The organism is Methylosinus sp. is20ea, assembly GCF_059718135.1.
Genome location: NZ_AP046088.1, coordinates 2,287,439 through 2,308,717 on the forward strand (window position 1 = coordinate 2,287,439; position 21,279 = coordinate 2,308,717).

27 protein-coding genes are annotated in these 21,279 nt (G+C 60.7%); 24 read left to right on the forward strand and 3 right to left on the reverse strand.

Features of this window, described 5'->3' with window-relative positions:
* Positions 1 to 4: 4 nt before the first annotated feature.
* Positions 5 to 1,777, reverse strand: coding sequence for a nif-specific transcriptional activator NifA (gene nifA / locus AC6IY7_RS10470; protein ID WP_497778912.1), 1,773 nt, complete (start codon positions 1,775 to 1,777; stop codon positions 5 to 7).
* 125 nt (positions 1,778 to 1,902) lie between these two features.
* Positions 1,903 to 2,382: a hypothetical protein gene (locus AC6IY7_RS10475; RefSeq protein WP_497778914.1), complete on the reverse strand. Its 480-nt coding sequence runs from the start codon at positions 2,380 to 2,382 to the stop codon at positions 1,903 to 1,905.
* A gap of 436 nt (positions 2,383 to 2,818) precedes the next feature.
* On the opposite strand from AC6IY7_RS10475, the gene nifB reads away from it, so the two are divergent.
* The 14 genes from nifB to AC6IY7_RS10545 all read left to right on the forward strand — a co-directional run bounded on the left by nifB (position 2,819) and on the right by AC6IY7_RS10545 (position 10,797).
* Positions 2,819 to 4,378 carry a nitrogenase cofactor biosynthesis protein NifB gene (gene nifB, locus AC6IY7_RS10480; protein WP_497778917.1) on the forward strand — a complete coding sequence of 520 codons (1,560 nt, stop codon included), beginning with the start codon at positions 2,819 to 2,821 and terminating at the stop codon, positions 4,376 to 4,378.
* A gap of 147 nt (positions 4,379 to 4,525) precedes the next feature.
* Positions 4,526 to 4,759, forward strand: coding sequence for a 4Fe-4S dicluster domain-containing protein (locus tag AC6IY7_RS10485; protein ID WP_018267906.1), 234 nt, complete (start codon positions 4,526 to 4,528; stop codon positions 4,757 to 4,759).
* Entirely contained in the window at positions 4,756 to 5,106 is a 351-nt protein-coding gene (locus tag AC6IY7_RS10490; protein ID WP_497778918.1) for a HesB/IscA family protein, read from the forward strand. Before AC6IY7_RS10485 ends, AC6IY7_RS10490 begins: the two co-directional genes overlap by 4 nt.
* A 17-nt stretch (positions 5,107 to 5,123) precedes the next feature.
* Entirely contained in the window at positions 5,124 to 5,666 is a 543-nt protein-coding gene (locus tag AC6IY7_RS10495; RefSeq protein ID WP_497778919.1) for a hypothetical protein, read from the forward strand.
* On the forward strand, positions 5,656 to 6,465 hold the full coding sequence (locus AC6IY7_RS10500) for a 4Fe4S-binding leucine-rich repeat protein (RefSeq protein ID WP_497778920.1): 810 nt from the start codon (positions 5,656 to 5,658) through the stop codon (positions 6,463 to 6,465). Before AC6IY7_RS10495 ends, AC6IY7_RS10500 begins: the two co-directional genes overlap by 11 nt.
* Entirely contained in the window at positions 6,462 to 6,758 is a 297-nt protein-coding gene (locus AC6IY7_RS10505; protein WP_497778921.1) for a nitrogen fixation protein NifZ, read from the forward strand. The genes AC6IY7_RS10500 and AC6IY7_RS10505 overlap by 4 nt, the downstream gene beginning before the upstream one ends.
* The gene (locus AC6IY7_RS10510; RefSeq protein ID WP_497778922.1) at positions 6,755 to 6,982 is read left to right on the forward strand and encodes a nitrogen fixation protein NifZ; all 228 of its coding nucleotides are present in this window, start codon (positions 6,755 to 6,757) and stop codon (positions 6,980 to 6,982) included. The genes AC6IY7_RS10505 and AC6IY7_RS10510 overlap by 4 nt, the downstream gene beginning before the upstream one ends.
* Before the next feature lie 75 nt (positions 6,983 to 7,057).
* A complete protein-coding gene (gene nifT / locus AC6IY7_RS10515; protein WP_497778924.1) occupies positions 7,058 to 7,270 on the forward strand; it encodes a putative nitrogen fixation protein NifT in 213 nt (70 codons plus the stop codon).
* A gap of 3 nt (positions 7,271 to 7,273) precedes the next feature.
* The gene (locus AC6IY7_RS10520; RefSeq protein WP_497778925.1) at positions 7,274 to 7,537 is read left to right on the forward strand and encodes a DUF6129 family protein; all 264 of its coding nucleotides are present in this window, start codon (positions 7,274 to 7,276) and stop codon (positions 7,535 to 7,537) included.
* 6 nt (positions 7,538 to 7,543) lie between these two features.
* Positions 7,544 to 8,695: a DegT/DnrJ/EryC1/StrS family aminotransferase gene (locus AC6IY7_RS10525; protein ID WP_497778926.1), complete on the forward strand. Its 1,152-nt coding sequence runs from the start codon at positions 7,544 to 7,546 to the stop codon at positions 8,693 to 8,695.
* Positions 8,696 to 8,942: 247 nt separating this feature from the next.
* Positions 8,943 to 9,248 carry a 2Fe-2S iron-sulfur cluster-binding protein gene (locus tag AC6IY7_RS10530; protein WP_497782823.1) on the forward strand — a complete coding sequence of 102 codons (306 nt, stop codon included), beginning with the start codon at positions 8,943 to 8,945 and terminating at the stop codon, positions 9,246 to 9,248.
* Between the two features lie 19 nt (positions 9,249 to 9,267).
* A complete protein-coding gene (locus tag AC6IY7_RS10535; RefSeq protein WP_497778927.1) occupies positions 9,268 to 9,483 on the forward strand; it encodes a hypothetical protein in 216 nt (71 codons plus the stop codon).
* Between the two features lie 40 nt (positions 9,484 to 9,523).
* A complete protein-coding gene (locus tag AC6IY7_RS10540; RefSeq protein ID WP_497778929.1) occupies positions 9,524 to 10,423 on the forward strand; it encodes an SIR2 family NAD-dependent protein deacylase in 900 nt (299 codons plus the stop codon).
* Between the two features lie 41 nt (positions 10,424 to 10,464).
* Positions 10,465 to 10,797 carry a (2Fe-2S) ferredoxin domain-containing protein gene (locus AC6IY7_RS10545; protein WP_196408573.1) on the forward strand — a complete coding sequence of 111 codons (333 nt, stop codon included), beginning with the start codon at positions 10,465 to 10,467 and terminating at the stop codon, positions 10,795 to 10,797.
* Between the two features lie 148 nt (positions 10,798 to 10,945).
* Here the strand turns inward: AC6IY7_RS10545 and AC6IY7_RS10550 are convergent, their stop codons facing one another.
* Positions 10,946 to 11,371 carry a response regulator gene (locus AC6IY7_RS10550; RefSeq protein WP_497778931.1) on the reverse strand — a complete coding sequence of 142 codons (426 nt, stop codon included), beginning with the start codon at positions 11,369 to 11,371 and terminating at the stop codon, positions 10,946 to 10,948.
* A gap of 408 nt (positions 11,372 to 11,779) precedes the next feature.
* Here AC6IY7_RS10550 and nifH point away from each other — a divergent pair, with 408 nt between their 5' ends.
* The 10 genes from nifH (at position 11,780) to AC6IY7_RS10600 (ending at position 21,218) form a co-directional block, all read left to right on the forward strand.
* Positions 11,780 to 12,667: a nitrogenase iron protein gene (nifH, locus tag AC6IY7_RS10555; RefSeq protein ID WP_497778933.1), complete on the forward strand. Its 888-nt coding sequence runs from the start codon at positions 11,780 to 11,782 to the stop codon at positions 12,665 to 12,667.
* Between the two features lie 81 nt (positions 12,668 to 12,748).
* Entirely contained in the window at positions 12,749 to 14,215 is a 1,467-nt protein-coding gene (gene nifD, locus AC6IY7_RS10560; protein WP_024881132.1) for a nitrogenase molybdenum-iron protein alpha chain, read from the forward strand.
* Positions 14,216 to 14,340: 125 nt separating this feature from the next.
* Positions 14,341 to 15,900 carry a nitrogenase molybdenum-iron protein subunit beta gene (nifK, locus tag AC6IY7_RS10565; RefSeq protein ID WP_497778937.1) on the forward strand — a complete coding sequence of 520 codons (1,560 nt, stop codon included), beginning with the start codon at positions 14,341 to 14,343 and terminating at the stop codon, positions 15,898 to 15,900.
* Positions 15,901 to 16,035: 135 nt separating this feature from the next.
* Positions 16,036 to 17,706, forward strand: a complete 1,671-nt coding sequence (gene nifE, locus AC6IY7_RS10570; RefSeq protein ID WP_497778938.1) for a nitrogenase iron-molybdenum cofactor biosynthesis protein NifE — start codon at positions 16,036 to 16,038, stop codon at positions 17,704 to 17,706.
* Between the two features lie 9 nt (positions 17,707 to 17,715).
* The gene (gene nifN, locus AC6IY7_RS10575; protein ID WP_497778940.1) at positions 17,716 to 19,113 is read left to right on the forward strand and encodes a nitrogenase iron-molybdenum cofactor biosynthesis protein NifN; all 1,398 of its coding nucleotides are present in this window, start codon (positions 17,716 to 17,718) and stop codon (positions 19,111 to 19,113) included.
* 15 nt (positions 19,114 to 19,128) lie between these two features.
* Entirely contained in the window at positions 19,129 to 19,539 is a 411-nt protein-coding gene (nifX, locus tag AC6IY7_RS10580) for a nitrogen fixation protein NifX (RefSeq protein ID WP_497778942.1), read from the forward strand.
* Positions 19,532 to 19,999, forward strand: coding sequence for a NifX-associated nitrogen fixation protein (locus AC6IY7_RS10585; RefSeq protein ID WP_497778943.1), 468 nt, complete (start codon positions 19,532 to 19,534; stop codon positions 19,997 to 19,999). Before nifX ends, AC6IY7_RS10585 begins: the two co-directional genes overlap by 8 nt.
* Positions 20,000 to 20,018: 19 nt before the next feature.
* Entirely contained in the window at positions 20,019 to 20,219 is a 201-nt protein-coding gene (locus AC6IY7_RS10590; protein WP_196408581.1) for a CCE_0567 family metalloprotein, read from the forward strand.
* The gene (gene fdxB / locus AC6IY7_RS10595) at positions 20,219 to 20,536 is read left to right on the forward strand and encodes a ferredoxin III, nif-specific (RefSeq protein ID WP_497778946.1); all 318 of its coding nucleotides are present in this window, start codon (positions 20,219 to 20,221) and stop codon (positions 20,534 to 20,536) included. Before AC6IY7_RS10590 ends, fdxB begins: the two co-directional genes overlap by 1 nt.
* A gap of 4 nt (positions 20,537 to 20,540) precedes the next feature.
* Positions 20,541 to 21,218, forward strand: a complete 678-nt coding sequence (locus AC6IY7_RS10600; protein ID WP_497778948.1) for a nitrogen fixation protein NifQ — start codon at positions 20,541 to 20,543, stop codon at positions 21,216 to 21,218.
* Positions 21,219 to 21,279: the final 61 nt, after the last annotated feature.

The following is a 21,279-nucleotide window of genomic DNA, read 5'->3' on the forward strand; positions in this document are numbered from 1 at the left end:
CGAATCAGAACTTCTTCACGGGGATATCATATTTCTGCAACGCATAGCCGATCTGCCGGGGCGTCAGGCCGAGAAGCCGGGCCGCTTTGGCCTTCACCCATCCCGCCTGCTCCATTGCTTCGATGAGCTTGTCGCGGTCGGAGCGATGGTCGGCGTCGATGACGGTACAGTTCTCCGCTCCCGGACAGGGGGCGGCGGGCGCCGTGGCGACGGGAGCCGGCTCCTCGACCGGTGGCCGGACCACCGGAGGCCGCGCCGGCGGAGGAGGCGGCGGGGCCAGCGGCTTGGAGACGATCGGCAGCGGCGTGAAGCTCGGCGGATGCAGCCCCCCGATCGACGATTCACGCGAGCCGTTCCACAGCACCGAGGACAAGCAGCCGTCATTGCGACAGGAGAAATCCTTGTCGACGATGGAGTCGGCGCGCGCCAGCGTCGCCGTGCGATAAACGCAGTTCTCGAGCTCGCGAATATTGCCGGGGAAGTTGCATTCGTTGAGCACTTCCATCGCCGAGTCGGACAGGGTCAGATGAACGTTCTGCTCATGGTTGAAGCGCTTCAGAAATTCACTGGCGAGAGGCGCCAGATCGCCCTTGCGCTCACGCAGCGGCGGCAAAAAGATCGGCACCACGCTGATGCGGTAATAGAGATCGGCGCGGAACTCGCCTTTCTGCACCGCCTCTTCGAGATTGCGGTTGGTGGCGCAGACGAAGCGCACATCGACCTTCATCGTCCGCGTGCCGCCGACGCGCTCGAACTCGCCCTCCTGCAGCACACGCAGGAGCTTCGCCTGGAAAGCGGGCGTGATGTCGCCGATCTCGTCCAGAAACAGCGTGCCGCCGTCAGCGAGCTCGAACCGGCCCTTGCGCAAGGCGGCGGCGCCGGTGAAGGCTCCGCGCTCGTGCCCGAACAATTCGGATTCGAGCACGCTCTCCGGCAGAGCGGCGCAGTTCAGCTTGACGAAGGGCTTGCTGTGCCGGGGCGAGAGATTATGGATCGCGGCGGCGAACAGCTCCTTGCCGGTGCCCGATTCTCCGCGCAGCAGCACGGTCGATTTGGCCTTGGCGACGATGCGGATCTTGTCCACGACGGCGCGCACCGCCGGACTCTCCCCGACGATCCCCTTGATGCCATCCAGCTTCGCCTCGATATGCGCGGGGCGGTCGCCCTTCTCGAGCCGCGCCTTCTCCTGCATCAGCCGATCGCGATCACGACCGATCAGCTTGTGGAGCCGCAGCGTCTGCCCGACGAGATTGGCGATCATTGTCAGGAATCGGACGTCATGATCGAAGCGAACCGAGGAGCGGTCGCTATAGACCCGATCGACCGTCAGAGTGCCGACGACCGCGTCCCCTTCCTTGATCGGCACGCCGATCAGCGAAAAGGGCTGACCATCCGTCGGACCCCATTCGGAGAGATCTGTTCCCTCGAACAAAGGCGAGGCGGCGACATTCTCGACCACCAGGGGCATTTTGGTCGCCACGATCTGGCCGACCGCCCGCTCGGGGAGATGCTCGAAGAATTTTTTGGCGTTCCCCTCGCTCCAACCTGAGCCGACGACCACTTCGGGGTCGCCATGCGAGTCGAGCAGAGCGATGAGGCCATGGCGCATGTCGAGAAAGCTCGACAAGAGCGCCAGCACCCCCGCCAGAGTCTTCTCGAGCCGGTTGGGCGACGCCAACAGCTTCGAGATTTCGTAGATTCCGACGAGAGCAGATTCGCTCGGGTCGAACGCGCGAGCCTGAGCCGTGTTCATGCTGCTTCCAGCTTCGTATCCCATAGACGTGCCTGACGTTCCGCGGGAATCGATAGTTCACCCTGGAATGTTTAGCAACTAACGTGCCGTTACCGAGACAAAATCTACGCCGCGGCGCGGCTGGGGCGCGCGCTCCCGCCCCGGCCAGGTCAGGCAACGCCTTGCGCGAGCTCATAGATAACCGTCCAGCCGACATATCCGCATGGATCGAGAATCTTCAAAATCCCCAGGTTTTCCATAGCTTCCGCTTTATTGCCACGCTTGAGCTGAATGAAGCTCAACGCCTTCAAAGTGTACAGCGCAAAGCGTTCCGCCGAGCCCGGCGCCGTTTCTTTCGGCGGCCAGAGCCGCGGATCGACCGACCAGCCCGCTTGGCGGGTCGCCTCGACGAGGCCCAGATTGGCCACCGACCAGGCCACCTCGAGGTTTCCCATATAAGTATGAATCTTATAAAGGCAGTAATAGGCGGGCAGTTCCTGGGGAGACAGCTCCAGCGCCTCGCGGAACAATTCGTCCGCGCGCGCCCGGTCGCTCCGATAGGCCAGGACGCCTTTTTGCAAGAGTTCATTGACCGCCGGCGAGAGTTCACCGAAGTCGACGAGATCGTTTTCACGGGTGAGGTCATTCATGCCGCGCCGGCAGGCAATTGTCGCGCCAAGCGAGCGACTGAGCCCTCGGCGAAGGCGATGGCGGCCCGGAAGGCCGTCGCCGCCGCTCGCGCCCGACGCCCCGGCTGCGAGATCCCGCAAACCCCGTCGCACGACGGCTGGACGCTGTGCGCGAGGCGAGTCTGGCGCAGGCTTTTCGCCTTCGCGTCAAAGTGTCGCGTTAGCGACAGCCGCATCCGACGCTTTCCGACATGTGTCGGGATTTGGACAGCTTCCAAACAATCGAAGCTTATCTCATAATTTCAAGTTGTTAGAAGAATATTCCGGCATGGCATGCTTGTTGCGAACCTCGTGCCCGGACACCGCTTCCGCGACAGCGCCGGTGCAATGGCAGACGGATATGTCGCGACTGCGTTCCGCAAGGGTTTGAAACTCTTCAACTCGTGAGGAACCGAACATGGAATCTCTATCTACTGAAACCGTCGACGTCGGCGGGGCTGAATCGATCGACGACGTGATGCAGAAAGTGGCTGAGCACAAGGGCTGCGGCACCTCGGGCGGCAGCGGCAAAGCGAGCTGCGGCACGGCGGCTGGTGAAAACGACCTGCCGCAGGAAATCTGGGACAAAGTCAAGAACCATCCTTGCTACAGCGAAGAGGCGCATCACCACTATGCGCGCATGCACGTCGCTGTCGCGCCGGCCTGCAATATCCAGTGCAACTACTGCAATCGCAAATATGATTGCGCCAATGAGTCGCGCCCCGGCGTCGTCTCCGAGAAGCTGACGCCCGAGCAGGCCTCCAAGAAGGTTCTGGCCGTCGCGTCGACGATCCCGCAGATGACCGTTCTCGGCATCGCCGGCCCGGGCGACCCGCTCGCCAATCCGGAGAAGACCTTCAAGACCTTCGAGCTGATCGCCGCGACCGCTCCCGACATCAAGCTCTGCTTGTCGACGAATGGTCTGGCTCTGCCCGAGCATGTCGACACGATCGCCAAATACAATGTCGATCACGTCACGATCACCATCAACATGGTCGATCCGGACGTCGGCGCGCAGATCTATCCCTGGATCTACTGGGAGCATAAGCGCATCTATGGCCGCGAGGCCGCCGAGATCCTGACGCAGCATCAGATGCGCGGTCTCGAGATGCTGACCGAGCGCGGCATTCTGTGCAAGGTCAACTCGGTCATGATCCCGGGCATCAACGACAAGCATCTCGTCGAGGTGAACAGGGCCGTGAAGTCGCGCGGGGCGTTCCTGCACAACATCATGCCGCTCATCTCGTCCCCCGAGCACGGCACCGTGTTCGGCCTCAACGGCCAGCGCGGCCCGACGGCTCAGGAGCTGAAGGCGCTGCAGGACAGCTGTGAAGGCGAGATGAACATGATGCGGCATTGCCGCCAGTGCCGCGCCGACGCGGTGGGCCTGCTCGGCGAGGATCGCAGCGCGGAGTTCACGACCGACAAGATCATGGCGATGGAAGTGACCTACGATCTCGAGAGCCGCAAGGCTTATCAGACGAAGGTCGAGGAAGAGCGCCAGAAGGTCGCGGCGGCCAAGAACGCCGAGCTGGCGACGCTCGCCGGCGAGGACAATGTCGACATCAAGATCCTGATCGCCGTGGCGACCAAGGGCAGCGGCCGCGTCAACGAGCACTTTGGCCATGCCAAGGAGTTCCAGATCTACGAGCTCAGCACCCATGGCGCGAAGTTCGTCGGTCATCGCCGCGTCGACCTGTATTGCCAGGGCGGTTATGGCGAAGAGGACAGCCTCGACACGATCATCCGCGCGATCAATGATTGCACGGCTGTGTTCGTGGCCAAGATCGGCGGTTGCCCGAAGAACGATCTCGTCAAGGCCGGCATCGACCCCGTCGATGAATTCGCCTTCGAGTTCATCGAGCAATCGGCGATCACCTACTTCAAGCGCTATCTCGATCGTGTGAAAAGCGGCGAGATCGAGCATAAGGAGCGCGGCGACGCGACTCTCCGTCAGGGCGCCTTCATCACGGCCTGACACAAAACGACCGGCGTTCGCCGGTACCGAAGCACGAGCCGCCTCGCGGCCCGTGCTTCGGTCGAAACCGCGAATGCATGAAGAATTCGAGTTATCGGGAATCTTCACCTCTCGAACTCAGTGACGGCTCGATGGAGGAGCAAGCGAATGACCTATAAGATCGTTGCTTCGCAATGCACGTCCTGCTCGGCGTGCGAAGCGGAATGCCCCAATGTGGCGATCTCCGAGAAAAACGGAACCTTCGTCATCAATCCGAAGAAGTGCACCGAATGCATCGGCTATTTCGATGTGCCGCAGTGCGTCGCGGTGTGCCCTGTCGATGACACTTGCGTCATCGACAATTCTCTCCCGCGGTATCAGGCGGCCGGGGGCGCGGCATGAATATCGAGTTCACTCCCGCCGCGGAGAAGTTCATCCGTCGCCTCGTCATGTTCGACGGCGGTCCGGGCTTTGGTCTCAGCCTCCATGTGTCTCCGGGCGGCTGCTCGGGCATGAGCGCGGAGTTCTCCGTCCAGCCGGCCCCTCGCGAAGGCGAGCAGGCGTTCGACTTCCCGAGCTTCAAGCTGTTTCTGCCTGCGCAGAGCCGTTTGCTGCTCGATGGCGTGACGATCGACTTCAAGGAGACCGCCACCTCCACTGGCTTCTCTTTCATCGATCCGAAAGCGAAGGCCTGTGGGTGCTCGTCGACGCAGAGCGTCGTCGAGCTGCCGGGGATCCCCGTGGCGTGAGTGGATAGGAACGCTTCATGTTGAACGGAGATGGCGCTCTACGCAGCGAGGCCTTCGATACGGGAGATGAAATCCTCTCTTCTCCCGTGTTCGGAGCCGGGTTGCCGGCGGAAGCCGAGCACCATCTCCGCGAAGCGGCGCTGACCTATCACCTCGGCGAAGTCGCCGAGCAGCATTTGTTCGAGGCGCGTCGGTTGGCGCCGACTCATGTCGCCGTGCTGATCGGGCTCTACCGATTTTACTTCTACAAGAATCGTCTCGAGGACACTCTCGAGATCGCCAAGACCTGCCTCACGCGCGCGGCGATCGACAATTCCTTGCCGCTGGACTGGCGCGAGGTGCAGAAGGGCGATGGCGATTTCGCCAATTACGAAGCGGTGATGCCGCGCTTTTTCATGTTCGTGCTCAAAGGCTATGCTTATCTGCAGCTGCGCCTGGGGGAATATGAGGAAGGGCGCGAGGCCGCGCAAAAGCTGCTGGAGCTCGATCCGACCGATAAGGTCGGCGCGACGCTTCTCCTCTCCGTTCTCGCAGGAATGGAGGCCGAAGATGTCGACTGACGAGATCGACGAGGCCATCGACTGGCTGGGCGTTCCTGTCGATTGCGCCGCATGCCCCCATAACGAACTGCTGGCGCAGGGCCGCTGCAAGCCGCTGCGGGCATGCCTGTTCGATCGCTACGCACGTCGGATCGACCGTTTCTTCGACTGGAATCCAGAAATTGCGCGGCATTATCTCGCGCATCCCTATTTCGAGGTGCGTTCCTGCGCCGCCAAGGCGGCCGAGATATTTCTCTTGCCGGCGCTGCTCGACGATCCCGAAGAGGCGGTGCGCTGGAGCGCAGCGCGGCGCTTGCCGAATCGCTATCTTCTCAAGCTCCGCACCGATCCGCATCGCGAGGTGCGCATAAGGGTGGCTCATCGGCTCGATCCCGTCGACCTTCTGCCGATGATCGAAGATCGAGACTATTATGTGCGCCAAGTGGTCGCGCGGCGCATCTCGCCGGATCTTCTCGTTCTGATGATCGAGGATGACGACGTCGAGGTGCGGCGCGTGGTGGCCGAGCGAATCGCGCCGCAGGCGCTAAAGCGCATGACGACGGATATCGACGCCGGCGTGCGCTTCGAGGCGGCGCAGCGGCTCGACGTGGCCCAGCTACCCGATCTCATCGCCGATCCGGATTGGCGCGTCCGTTATGAGGTGGCGCGGCGCGCGGCCGTCGCCGACATTAGACCGCTGCTCTCGGATGAAGATCCGATCGTGAGGGAAACAGCCGAAGCGCGGCTCGGCAAGACGCCGGACCCGTCCGGCAAGAAGGTTTTCGAGCGCAACCACAGTCAAATCGAGGAACGGATATGAGCAACATCAACCGTGACGACGGCTCCGTCGAGCTCAACGACCCGCCTGTCTTCAACTATGGCGAAAAGGTCAAGTCGAAAAAGGTGGTGCGAAACGACGGGACCTTCGCGGGCAAGGACGTCGGCGAGGTTCTCGTCAAAAAGGGCGAGATCGGCTACGTCTCGAGCATCGGCACCTTTTTGCAGCAATTCTACATCTATGGCGTCGAATTCGTCGATACGGGCTATAAGGTCGGCATGCGCAAAAAGGAGTTGGAGGCCGTCGAGGCCGCGACCGACGAGGCGAAGCGATGAGCATCCGATATGACTGGGGCATGCGGGTGCGCGCCACTGTCGATCTCTTCAACGATGGTTCGCATCCGGGCCACGAACCCGACGCTCTCCTGGTCAAGGCCGGAGATCCGGGCGAGATCGTCCAAATAGGCGAGCATGTCGAGAGCGATACGCCGATCTATATCGTCGAGTTCGGTGAAAAGGTCGTGATCGGCTGCCTCCAGGAGGAGATCGAGCCTGTCTGACGCGGCGATTTTTCACACGACTCGCGGTATGAACATTGCTACAGAACTAGGGTCAATTCAACAGCGAGGCGCAGTGTGAAAGTCATGATCCGCAGAGGCTCCGACGGTATTCTTTCGGCCTATGTGCCGAAGAAGGATCTCGAAGAGCCGATCGTCGAACAGGAAAGCCCTCAATTGTGGGGCGGCACGGTGACCCTCGCGAATGGTTGGGTGCTTCAGTTGCCGGAGATGGCGGCGGAAACGTCGCTTCCGATCACGGTCGAAGCCAAAAAAGTGAGTGGAGACTGAAGAATGCCGATCGCGACCGAGCAACTTGAGGCGATCGATGCGACGCTCGCGACGGCGGCCGCCGATCAGGCGGCCGTTTCCGCTCTGAGACAAGTCGCTCCCGGCCTCACGGCGATGAGATGCGACAAAGCGGACATCCAGGACGAGACGCCGTATCGCAGCTACGAAAACTGCGATCTGTTCCTGATTGACGCGCGCGACCATTGCGTCAAGATCACGGCAGATCCGTCTGTCGCCACTGGATTGGTGGTTGCCCCGAAAAGGTGAGCGAGCATGAAGACGACCATTCTGCCGATGAATGATCCGGATCTCGCCCAGAGCGATCTGGACGCGGTCGTCGAGACGATCACTTCGCCGCGGCTCTCCGCTGGACCCAAAGTCGAAGAGTTCGAGGCGGAATTCGCCAATTATCTCGGTCGCAAGCATGCGATCGCGGTCTCCAGCGGCACGATCGGCCTTCTGCTCACGCTGCGCTCCTATGGAATCGGCCCGGGCGACGAAGTCGTCGCCTCGGCCCATTCTTTCCGGGAGACGACACATGCGATCGCCCTGACGGGCGCGCGGCCCGTCTTCGCAGACATCGACTATTGGGCGGGCACGCTGGCGCCGGAGAAGGCGGAAGCGGTCATCACCGAGCGGACGAAGGCCATTGTCGCGGGTAACACCAATGGTCATCCCGCGCCTTGGGAGTCGTTTCGCCAGCTCGCCGACGCGAAGAAGATCGCGCTGATCGAAGATTCGACGGAGGCGATCGGCTCGATCTACAAAGGCAAGCTGGTCGGCTCCTTCGGCGATTGCTCGGTCTTCGACTTTTCGCAGCCGGGCGTCATCGCCTGCGGCGAGGGAGGAATGATCGTCACCGACGACGACGATCGCGCCTCCACGATTCGCAATCTGCGCAGTCGCCGCGTCGCGGAGCGCTCTTCCGTCGTGCTCGGCGCGTTTCCGCCCATGCAGGCGGCGATGAGCGACATCACGGCGGCGCTCGGGCTCGCGCAGTTTCGGCGCCTGGAGCTGCTGCTGGCGCGACGGACGCGCGTGGAGCGCTGGTTCTATCAATATGTGAAATCCTTCGAAGGGATCAAGGATCCCTATATCGCGCCGGACGTCGACGAAGTTCACTGGTTCCTCTATGTCGTGCATCTCGGCACGCGTTTCTCGCGTTCGAGCCGCGACCAGATCATCGAAGATCTGCAGACCGAAAAGATCGACGGTGCGGCCTATTCGCATCCATTGCATCTGCAGCGCTACTATTTCGATCTCGGCTATCGCCGCGGCAATTTCTTCGTGACGGAGAAAGTCGCCGACCGTGCGGTGGCGCTGCCGTTCCATGCGCATCTCACCGAAAATCAGATCGCCTTTATCGTCGGCACGATGAAGGACGCCTCGATCAATATCGGCGCCGGCGCAGCCATCTATCTCTGAGTGAGGCGCCGGCCCGCGGGCCGGCGCGCCATCTTCCGCGATGTGATTGTCGAGAAACGGACGTGACTGCGTCGCGAGTAGCGCAGAGCCGCCCCCGCTCGCGGATGAAAACCCCCAATCCCCGAAATCGACGCGCTATTTTCAGCCTGGAGCGAACGCCCACGCGGCGTTCGACGTGAAATTTAGAGTGGTTCGAAACTTGCTGGATGTAAGTCGTGAGGACCTTTGGCAAGGAGGAGTGAACGACATGCCGGTACTGACCATTCTGCCGTCAGGCAAAACCATCGAGGCCGAGCAGGGCAGCAGACTTCTGGACGCAATTCTCGCGGCTGGTGAGAGCATATCCAGCAAATGCGGCGGCGAGGCCAAATGCGGCACCTGCCATCTCTTCGTCCAGGAAGGAAGGAAGAGCGTGTCGAAAACGACTCGCGCCGAGAACGAGCGATTGGATTCGATCGTCGGCGTGGGTTCGAAGTCGCGTCTCGCTTGCCAAGTCAATTTCGGAACCGAAAACGTCACGGTCGAGCTTCTCGGCTTCGACTCCGGTCGCTGAAAACCGAAGGGGAATCAAAATGAGCGACAAATCTGTCATCATTCATGTCCGTTTCTTCAACGACGGCACCGTGCTGGAGATTGGCGAGCGTCCCGCGAGCCTGTCCAGCCAGGAGTGGTTCACCAAGCTGACGAACGCCTATGCCATGGACTTCATGGCCCTGTCCGGCGGTCGCGGCGCGTTCAAGCTGACCCCCGAAGAGCTCGAACTCGCCAAGAGCGCCACTCTTCAGTGACAAGACGAGCAATCCGGGTTCGACGAGAGGAGATACACAAGTGCTGAGCGCAATCAAAACGGGGTTTGAGCGAGGCCTCGTGATTCCCTATCTCGGACCCGGCGTGCTCACGCTGGCGATAGACGGGACCCCGATTCCCGCCGCCCCCGAAGAATTGGTCGTGCAGCTGACCAAATCCGCGACCGTGCCGCACAAGATTCGCAACAATCTGACGGCCGCGGCGCAATACATAGAGAACTTCAAGCATCGCAAGACGATCTCCGCGGCGATGAACAAAGCCTTCGAGCAGACGCCTGAGCCGAGCGTCCTGCACAAATGGCTCGCCGAACGCTCCATCCTGCCGCTCGTCGTCAACGCCTGGTACGACGATCTGCCGCAAAAGGCGCTGGCGGTCAGAAAGAATTGGGGCATTGTCCAAGGCGTGTCGCAGGCGGAGCATTTCGGCTATTGGGTCAATTATTTCCGTTCCGACTTGTCGCTCGTGCCCAATAAAGAGTTCGTCCGCGACGGCTCCGGCGCGAAAGCCCCGGCCGAGGCGCCTCCGGAGACTTTGTCCTGGGAAACGCTGCTCTATCAACCGATCGGCTCGGTCAGACCGGCGTCGAATTACGTCATTTCCGACTCGGACTATGTCGAAGTCCTGACAGAGATCGACATTCAAACGCCTATTCCCGAGACCGTGCAGTCGGTCCGTAAGGGGCGCAACTTCCTGTTTCTCGGTTGCCGCTTCACGACTCAGCTCGAGCGAAATTTCGCGCGTCAGATCATGAAGCGTTCTTCCGATCAGCATTGGGCGGTGATCGAAGGCCCGTTGACCAAAAACGAGGCGAAGTTCCTCCGCGAGCAGAATATCGAGCGGATCGAGACGCCGCTCGCCGAATTCGTCGCCAGCCTCACCGGCCAAGCTGTGGCCGCTTCGACCGCCGACGCGGCCGCGTGACCGCCACCCCGGCGCTCGGCCACGACCATCAGGAATTGAAAATGCTCGAAGATCTTCCGGTAGTGTTCAAATACCACGTGTTCACTTGCTTTCAGCAGCGGCCGCCTGGACACCCGCGCGGCAGTTGCACGACCTCCGGCGCCAAGCCGCTGTGGGATCGCTTGCAGGCCAAGCTCGGCGCACAGCCGCTTCCGGATGTCTCGATGACGGCGACGGCATGCCTGGGCTTTTGCCGCGCCGGCCCGCTGATGGTCGTTTATCCGCAGGGTGTCTGGTACGCTCCGCGCACTCCGGAAGATATCGATGAAATCGTACAATCGCATTTCATCGACGGGAATCCAGTCGAGCGATTGATTATCGTGCCGCAGCTCTAAAAGAGCGGCAGACCAAATGGACATTGCAACGCCCGCGCTCGCCGCGGGCGTTTTCTTTTTTTCGACCACAACGAAACATCTTCGGCCGAAAAGAAAAAGGCCGGAGCCGAGGCTCCGGCCTCATTCGGCGTATTTGGAGGTCTTCGATTCAGAGGACGTTCAGCGGTATCGCCACGCCCTGCCGGCGACCGAGGAGCACGTCGACCTTCTGCCGCACGAATTCGACGGTCAGCGGTTTGACGATATAGCCATGCGCGCCGGCCGCGTGGCTCTCCTTGCCGAAACCGCTCTGAAGAGAATCGACGATCACCAGAACTTTCACTCCCGCGATCCGCTTCGGGATTTCCGCTAAAATCGGCAGGCCTGCGGCCTTCACGACATTTTCCGACAAAATGAGAAGGTCCGGCTTATTCGACGCGGACTTCTCGATCGCCGCGTCGAGCGAGCCGATCTCATGGGTCTCATATTCGTCGTGCAGCATGAACTGAAGCGCCGCCCGAATAATCTCGTCGTCGTCGACGACGAAAATGCGCTTGTTTTCGACCGCCCTGGAAGTTTCGACGCCGATTTGCATCTCACCTGCTCCGTGGTTTTCCTGCCCTCTTTCTAAGCAATCGTTATGCCGTGGGAAATGAGACATTGTTCCATAGGCATGTCCGAATCTTACAATGGTTCCGAACGAGCCTGTCGCCTAAATGCCCTTCGTCCGATTCCGCGCATGACTGTCGGCTTTGACACACCTCCCCAAAGCCGCATCCCATGGACACCCAACTATTTGAATATAAAAGATATAGATGCGCGTCGCTGGGCTGGCACGCGGCTTGCGAGACAGGGCCCGCAAGGCGAGTGGCTGCGGATTGGGCGGCCCCGATCACCAAGGGGGCGATCCCGCAACCGGCGTCGGGCTCGGTCGGACGAATCGACTTCGGCCTGCGCGCCGTGCGCACCGATCGCAATGAAACGGTATCTTAAGGAGACAGAAATGTCAGAACTTCGACAGATCGCGTTCTACGGCAAGGGCGGTATTGGCAAGTCCACCACCTCCCAGAACACCCTCGCGGCTCTCGCTCAATCGGGCCACAAAATCCTGATCGTCGGCTGCGATCCGAAGGCCGACTCGACCCGCCTGATCCTGCACGCCAAGGCCCAGGACACCATCCTGTCGCTCGCGGCCGAGGCCGGTTCGGTCGAGGATCTCGAGCTCGAGGACGTCATGAAGGTCGGCTTCATGGACATTCGTTGCGTCGAGTCCGGTGGTCCGGAGCCGGGAGTTGGCTGCGCGGGCCGCGGCGTCATCACCTCGATCAACTTCCTCGAGGAGCAGGGCGCTTATGACGGCGTCGACTACGTCTCCTACGACGTGCTCGGCGACGTGGTTTGCGGCGGCTTCGCGATGCCGATCCGTGAGAACAAGGCGCAGGAAATCTACATCGTCATGTCTGGCGAGATGATGGCCATGTATGCCGGCAACAACATCTCCAAGGGCATTCTGAAGTATGCGAACTCCGGCGGCGTGCGCCTGGGCGGGCTGGTCTGCAACGAGCGCCAGACCGACAAGGAATACGAGCTGGCCGAGTCCCTGGCCAAGAAGCTCGGCACCCAGCTCATCTACTTCGTGCCGCGCGACAATATCGTTCAGCACGCCGAGCTGCGCCGCATGACGGTCCTCGAATATGCGCCCGACTCTGCGCAGGCTCAGCACTACCGTAACCTCTCGGTGAAGGTCCATGCCAATAAGGGCAATGGCATCATCCCGACCCCGATCACGATGGACGAACTCGAAGACCTCCTCATGGAGCACGGCGTCATGAAGGCGGTCGACGAGTCGCAGGTCGGCAAGTCCGCGGCCGAACTGGCTGCGATCGCGTAATTCGCCTGAAAGTCGAAGGCCCGGCCTCATTCGGGGCCGGGCCGATCTTTCAGACAAGGCCAATTGGAAAGGGATGGCGTCATGAGCCTGGCTCAACCCGAATCGATCGAAGACCTCAAGGCGCGCAATAAAGCGCTGATCAAAGAGGTTCTCGAAGTTTATCCTGAAAAAACCGCCAAGCGTCGTGCGAAGCACCTCGGCACCTTCGAGGATGGCAAGCCGGATTGCGGCGTTAAGTCCAACATCAAGTCGATCCCCGGCGTGATGACGATCCGTGGCTGCGCTTACGCCGGTTCGAAGGGCGTCGTGTGGGGCCCGATCAAGGATATGATCCACATCAGCCATGGCCCGGTGGGCTGCGGTCAGTATTCCTGGGCGTCGCGTCGTAACTACTATATCGGCGTGACCGGCATCGACACCTTCGGCACGATGCAGTTCACTTCGGACTTCCAGGAGAAGGATATCGTGTTCGGCGGCGATAAGAAGCTCGCCAAGCTGATCGACGAGATCCAGGAGCTGTTCCCCCTGAACAAGGGCATCTCCGTCCAGTCCGAGTGCCCGATCGGCCTCATCGGCGACGACATCGAGGCTGTTTCCAAGGCCAAGACCAAGGAATACAACGGCCACACGATCGTTCCGGTGCGCTGCGAAGGTTTCCGCGGCGTGTCGCAGTCTCTCGGCCATCATCTGGCCAATGACGCGATCCGCGACTGGGTGTTCGACAAGATGGAAGGCAAGCCGGCCCTGTTCGAGTCGACTCCTTACGACGTTGCGATCATCGGCGACTACAACATCGGTGGCGACGCCTGGTCTTCGCGCATTCTGCTCGAAGAAATGGGCCTGCGCGTCGTTGCGCAGTGGTCGGGCGACGGCACGATCGCGGAGCTGGAAGCAACCCCGCGCGCGAAGCTGAACGTCCTGCACTGCTATCGCTCGATGAACTACATCTCCCGTCACATGGAAGAGAAGTACGGGGTTCCGTGGGTCGAGTACAACTTCTTCGGACCGTCCAAGATCGAGGAGTCGCTGCGTAAGATCGCCAGCCACTTCGACGACAAGATCAAGGAAGGCGCCGAGCGCGTCATCGCCAAATATCGTCCGCTGATGGACGCGGTGATCGCGAAGTACCGTCCGCGTCTCGAAGGCAAGAAGGTCATGCTGTTCGTGGGCGGTCTCCGTCCCCGTCACGTGATCGGCGCCTATGAGGATCTCGGCATGGAGATCGTCGGCACCGGCTATGAGTTCGGCCACAACGACGATTATCAGCGCACGACTCACTATGTGAAAGACGGCACGCTGATCTATGACGACGTGACCGGCTACGAGTTCGAGAAGTTCGTCGAGAAGATCCAGCCGGACCTCGTTGGTTCGGGCATCAAGGAAAAGTACGTCTTCCAGAAGATGGGCGTGCCCTTCCGTCAGATGCACAGCTGGGACTACTCGGGCCCGTATCACGGCTATGACGGCTTCGCGATCTTCGCTCGCGACATGGACATGGCGATCAATTCGCCCGTCTGGAAATTCGCCAAGGCGCCTTGGGCGGCTTGATCGACTGAGTTGCAAACGCTCTCTTCGCGAACGGGGGCTTCCCCCGTTCGCGTTGGAGAGACCGAGGCCGGGTCGCCGCCTCGGTCCGAGAGAGCGGGAGCTCGCGGACAACGAGGGGAATCGACATGCCACAGAATGCAGACAACGTCCTCGACCATTTCAACCTATTCCGCCAGCCGGAATATCTTGAGATGTTCGAGAAGAAGAAGAAAGAGTTCGAGAATCATCACCCCGACGCCGAAGTCGAGCGCGTCCGCGAGTGGGCCAAGACCAAGGAATATCAGGAGAAGAACTTCGCTCGCGAAGCTCTCACCGTCAATCCGGCCAAGGCCTGCCAACCGCTCGGCGCGGTGTTCGCCTCGCTCGGATTCGAGAGCACGATCCCGTTCGTGCATGGCTCGCAGGGCTGCGTGGCCTATTACCGCTCGCACTTCTCGCGTCATTTCAAGGAGCCGACGTCTTGCGTCTCCTCCTCGATGACGGAAGACGCGGCGGTGTTCGGCGGCCTCAACAACATGATCGACGGCCTCGCCAACACCTATAATATGTATAAGCCGAAGATGATCTCCGTCTCGACCACGTGCATGGCGGAAGTCATCGGCGACGACTTGAACGCCTTCATCAAGACGTCCAAGGAAAAGGGCTCGGTTCCCGCCGATTACGACGTTCCGTTCGCGCATACCCCGGCCTTCGTCGGCAGCCATGTCACCGGCTACGACAATGTCATGAAGGGCATCGTCGAGCATTTCTGGAACGGCAAGGCCGGCACGGCTCCCAAGCTCGAGCGCGTTCCCAACAATTCGATCAACTTCATCGGCGGTTTCGACGGCTATGTCGTCGGCAATATCCGCGAAGTGAAGCGCATCTTCGAGTCGATGGGCGTCGAATATACGATCCTCGGCGATCCGAGCGATGTTTGGGATACGCCGACGGACGGCGAGTTCCGCATGTATGACGGCGGCACGAAGCTCGAAGACGCCGCCAATGCGATCCATGCCAAGGCGACCTTCTCGATGCAGCACTTCTCGACCGAGAAGACGCTGCCGCTCATCGCCGCCAGCGGCCAGGAGACCTACTCGTTCCATCACCCGGTGGGCGTCCGCGCGACGGATGAGTTCCTGATGAAGGTCTCGGAAGTCACCGGCAAGCCGATCTCGAAGGAGCTGACCCGCGAGCGCGGTCGTCTCGTCGACGCGATCGCCGACTCTTCCGCGCATCTGCACGGCAAGCGCTTCGCGATCTACGGCGATCCGGATCTCTGCTACGGCCTCGCTTCCTTCCTGATGGAGCTCGGCGCCGAGCCGATCACCGTGCTTGCCTCCAATGGCGGCAAGCTCTGGGAAGAGAAGATGAAGCAATTGTTCGCCAGCTCGCCTTTCGGCAAGAACTGCACGGCGTATGCCGGCAAGGATCTCTGGCATATGCGGTCGCTGCTGTTCACGGAGCCGGTCGACTTCCTGATCGGCAACACCTACGGCAAGTATCTCGAGCGCGACACTGGCACGCCGCTGATCCGCATCGGCTTCCCGGTCTTCGATCGCCACCATTATCACCGTTATCCGGTGTGGGGTTATCAGGGCGGCCTGAACGTCCTGGTGTGGCTGCTCGACAAGGTCTTCGACGAGATCGATCGCAACACCAACGTCGTCGCGAAGTCGGACTATAGCTTCGACATCATTCGCTGACGTTCACGAACTTCCGCCGGGTCGAGCAGCGTCTCGGTCCGGCGGAACAACAAGAGCCTGATCCGTCAGGTCGGTCGCCGCGCTGGCGCAATTCGTGCGCAGAGTGGGAGGCGATGGCCTTTGCAGGAGGCGCGGATGAGCACGCTGGCCGCAAAAGTTCAAGACGTTTTCAACGAGCCCGGTTGCGATAAGAACGCGGGCAAATCCGAGAAAGAGCGAAAAAAAGGCTGCACGAAGCAATTGGCGCCCGGCGCCGCAGCCGGTGGATGCGCCTTCGACGGCGCCAAGATCGCTCTTCAGCCGATCACCGACGTAGCCCATCTCGTCCATGGGCCCATAGCCTGCGAAGGCAATTCATGGGACAATCGCGGAGCCAAGACATCCGGCTCCAGCCTCTATCGAACCGGTTTCACCACGGACATCGGCGAAACGGACGTCGTCTTCGGGGGTGAGAAGCGCCTCTATAAGTCGATCAAAGAAATTATCGACAAATACGATCCGCCCGCGGTCTTCGTCTATCAGACCTGCGTTCCGGCTATGATCGGCGACGACATCGACGCGGTCTGCAAAGCGGCGGCGAAGAAATTCAACAAGCCGGTCATCCCGGTGAATTCGCCCGGCTTCGTCGGACCGAAAAATCTCGGCAACAAGCTCGCCGGCGAGGCGATCCTCGATCACGTGATCGGCACGCAGGAGCCGGAATACACCACGCCTTACGACATCAACATCATCGGTGAATATAATCTCGCGGGTGAGTTGTGGCAGGTGAAGCCGATTCTCGACGAGCTCGGCATTCGTATTCTCTCCTGCATTTCCGGTGACGGAAAATATCAGGAGGTCGCATCCTCCCATCGCGCCAAGGCGGCGATGATGGTCTGCTCCAAAGCGATGATCAATGTCGCGCGTAAGATGGAGGAGCGCTACGATATTCCCTTCTTCGAAGGTTCTTTCTACGGCATCGGCGATATGAGCGATTCGCTCCGTGAGATCGCGCGCCTGCTGGTCGAAAAGGGAGCGCCCGCCGAGCTGAAGGATCGCACCGACGCCGTGATCGCGCGCGAAGAGGCGCGCGCATGGGAGCGCATCGCGCCCTATAAGAAGCGGCTGCTCGGCAAGAAGGTGCTGCTGATAACCGGCGGCGTGAAATCCTGGTCCGTCGTCGCGGCCCTGCAAGAAGCGGGTATGGAGCTCGTCGGCACCAGCGTCAAAAAGTCCACCAAGGAGGACAAGGAGCGCATCAAGGAGCTGATGGGTCAAGACGCCCATATGATCGACGATATGACGCCGCGCGAAATGTATAAAATGCTCAAAGATGCGCAGGCGGATATCATGCTGTCGGGCGGACGCTCTCAGTTCATCGCGCTCAAGGCCAAGATGCCGTGGCTCGATATCAATCAAGAGCGGCACCACGCCTATGCCGGCTATGAGGGCATGGTCGAGCTCGTTCACGAGATCGACAAGGCGTTCTTCAACCCGGTGTGGGAGCAGGTTCGGCGACCGCCGCCGTGGCAGGAAAAGACCTGGGAAGATCGGGCGAACGAGGCGATCGCCGCGGAGGCGGCGGAGCTGGCGGCCGATCCCGTGAAAGCAGAGCAAGTGCGCCGCGAGAAGCGCGTCTGCAAGTGCCATAATGTGAACGTCGGAGCCCTCGAAGATGCGATCTCGGCGGGTTCGCTGACGACGGTCGAGGCGCTCGCCGAGGCGACCCATGCGAGCACGGGCTGCGGTGGATGCCGCGACACGCTCGAGCAGATGATCGAAGCGGCCAACGCCAGTGGCGCGGTTCCTGCATCAAAAGCGGCGTGAGGCGCTCCGATGGCTAGAGTCGAAACTTCCAAAAAGGCCTGCGCGGTCAATCCGTTGAAGATGAGCCAGCCGATTGGCGGGGCGCTCGCTTTCATGGGTGTGCATGGATGCATGCCATTGCTGCATGGATCGCAAGGTTGCACATCTTTTGGGCTCGTGCTGTTCGTTCGCCATTTTCGTGAAGCCATTCCGCTCCAGACGACCGCGATGAGCGAAGTCGCGACTGTTCTGGGCGGTTTGGAGAATGTCGAGGAAGCGATCGTCAACATAGCGAAGCGCGCGAAGCCGGATGTCATCGGCATATGCTCGACCGGCGTGACGGAGACCAAGGGCGACGATGTCGACGGCTATATCAAGATCGTTCGGCAGCGCCACCCCGAGCTCGATCACATGGGCATCGTCTATGTCTCGACGCCGGATTTCAAAGACGCGTTTCAGGACGGCTGGGGGAAGACTGTCGCCAAGCTGATCGAGGCGTTTGTTCCGGTGAATGAAAAGTCGGCTCAAAGAGCGCCGCAGCGCGTCAATGTCCTTCCCGGCTGCCATCTGACGCCGGGCGACATAGATGAATTGCGCGACATCATCGAAAGCTTCGGGCTCGAGCCGACATTCCTTCCGGATCTGTCCGGATCGCTCGACGGTCATTTGCCCGAAGATTTCACGCCGACCACGCTCGGCGGAACGACGCGAGAGGCAATGGCGGCGATGGGCTCGGCCGCTTGGACGATTGCGGTGGGCGAGCAGATGCGCCTCGCGGCGACGACATTGGAGCGGCGCACCGGCGTTCCTTTCGTGCTCTTCGACCGCCTGACGGGGCTGGCGCCCAATGACGAATTGATCGGCTTCTTGTCGCGCATCAGCGGGCGGCCTGTTCCTCAGAAGTTCAAGCGGCAGAGGGGGCAGCTGGTCGACGCCATGCTCGATGGCCATTTCCATTTCGGCGGACGCAAGGTGACGATCGGCGCTGAGCCCGACCTTTTGTTTGCGATCGGCTCATGGCTCACCGAAATGGGGGCCGAGCTTCAAGCCGCGATCACGACGACGCAATCCCCAGTGCTCGAAAAGCTCGCGATCGACGAAGTGCTCATCGGCGATCTCGAGGATTTGGAGCATCGTTCCAAAGGCGCGGATCTGATGATGACCCATTCGCATGGGAGGCAAGCGTCGGAGCGTCTCGGTGTCCCGTTGTTTCGACTGGGGCTCCCGACATTCGATCGGCTCGGCGCCGGGCATGAGCTCACCGTGGGCTACCGCGGCACGCGGACGCTCATCTTCAACATAGGCAATATGTTCATCTCACAGGCGCATGAGCCAGGCCCCGACACTTGGCGCCGTGAGGACGAGAATGTCACGCATTTCGGGGGCGAGCCAACTCCGGAGCTCGTCCAACTGACCGCGATGGCTTGACCACGAGGAGGCAGCATGAAAGTCGCATTCGCCACCCAGGACCTCGAACGGGTCGACGCCCATTTCGGTTGGGCTAAGAATATCGCGATATATGAGCTCACCGCGGAAGGACACAGCTTCATCGAGGCGATCCAGTTCCAGGGCGATCTCCAGGAGGACGGCAACGAGGACAAGTTGCAGCCCAAGCTCGAGGCGATCAAGGACTGCGCAATTCTCTACATCGCGGCGATCGGCGGCTCAGGCGCCGCGCGCGTCGTCGCCTCGGGCATACATCCGATGAAGGTGTCGCAGCCGGAGAATATCATAGACCTGCTGGAAAAGCTCAAGGTGGTTCTGCAGGGCGCGCCGCCGCCATGGCTGCGCAAGGTCATGGCGAGGGGTCAGGAAAGAACCTTCGATTTCGAGGAAGAGGCTGCAAATGGTTGAGACCGAGACGATTACCGCAAATGACGCGGCGAACAGCTTCTTCATCAAGGAGCTCGTCAAGCAGTGGCGCGCGCAGGATACGCACGGCACCTGGGAGAACAAGAAAGACCTCGATCTCATCAAGCCCTACATCGTCGACAAGGAAGCACGCAAGCAGCTCCCCCTCATCGGCGATCCGGACCCCGAGATCCTCTGGCGCGTCGAGCTTTTCTATAACGCCGTCGCCCTGTCGATCGAGCGCGCGACGGGCGTGATGGTTCAGCCGATGATCAAAATGAGCCATGAGGGCTTCGGCCGGCAGGTGCTCATCGCGGGCCGGCTGATCGTCGTCAACAAGCAGTTGCGCGATGTGCATCGTTTCGGCTTCGACACGTTGGAGAAGCTCGCGGACGAAGGCACGAAGCTCGTCGACGCCGGCGTCGAAATGGTCCAGAAGTTTCCGGAAGTGGCTCGTTATTGATATCGAAGGAGAGATGAAGATGAGCTCCGTCGACGAGCTGAAGGCCGAGATCAAGAAACTCTCGGCCAAGGCGACGAATATGAAGATGAATCTGCACGATCTGTCGGAAGAATTGCCGATCAATTGGGGCACAATTCTCACCGTCGCGCAGGAAGCCTATGAGGCGTATGCGGCTCTCGAAGCCGCGCGCCAGAAACTCAAGGAATTGGAGACGGCGTGATGGGGGCGTTCAAGACGAGAGGCGGCGCCGATTGGACGCCGTCCTATTTGACCAACATCAATCCAGCGACATGCATCGGATGCGGTCGCTGTTTCAAAGTCTGCCCGCAGGACGTCATGGCGCTTTATGGCGTGGACGCCGAAGGCGCGATCCTCGGCATCGTCACGGATGACGATGACGACGATTTCGACGGCGAGCTCAACCGCAAGATCATGAAGGTCGAGCGCGAGCAGGATTGTATCGGGTGCTCGGCGTGTTCGAAGGTCTGTCCGAAGGACTGCCAGACGCACGTCCCTGTCGATCAGCTGGCTGGCTGAGCCAATGGCCTTTCTCTCCGAAGATCGCCGATCGGAGAGCGGGCTCCTTCCGCCGAGCCTCGACCCGACGGACATTTATGTGCGCTTGCGGTCGCGTCCGAGCGATTCCGGACGCGACGACCCTTTCACGGCGCATGTATTCTGCTGCGTGTTGGCGCTCGGCCTGAGCGAAGCTGGGGGACGTTCGGGGACGCTCGGTCAATCGTTAGCGCTCGGACGCGCGGATCTCGCACGTCTGATCGATCGCTGGGCGCCCGAAGCCCATGCGCTGATCGACCTTTCCGCGGAACCGGAATCGGTCTCTCTGGACGATGAGGAAGACCAGATTCGGCAATTATTGGAGCGGTTCCGGGTCGACGCCTCGGAAGAGGCCGGCTGGTTGGCCTCGATATTGACCAAGCGCGCAATGTCGCCACGACATTTGTGGCAGGACCTCGGCTTGACCAAGCGCGACGAGCTCGGTCGTTTGATGCGAGAGCGCTTTCCGAGCCTCGCCGAGCGCAACAGCAACCATATGAAATGGAAGAAGTTCTTCTATCGGTCTCTTTGTGAGATGGAAGGCTTTGTCCTTTGCGCCGCGCCGACCTGCCGTGAGTGCAGCGATTTCCACGATTGCTTCGGCGACGAGAGCGGCGAGAGCGCCCTGGCGCGGCTTTCCCACGGTAAGCCCTCGGATTCCTGATCTGTCTCGAGATTTCATCCAATTTCGACGGCGGCGCGGCCAGGCTTTTCTGGCCGTTTTC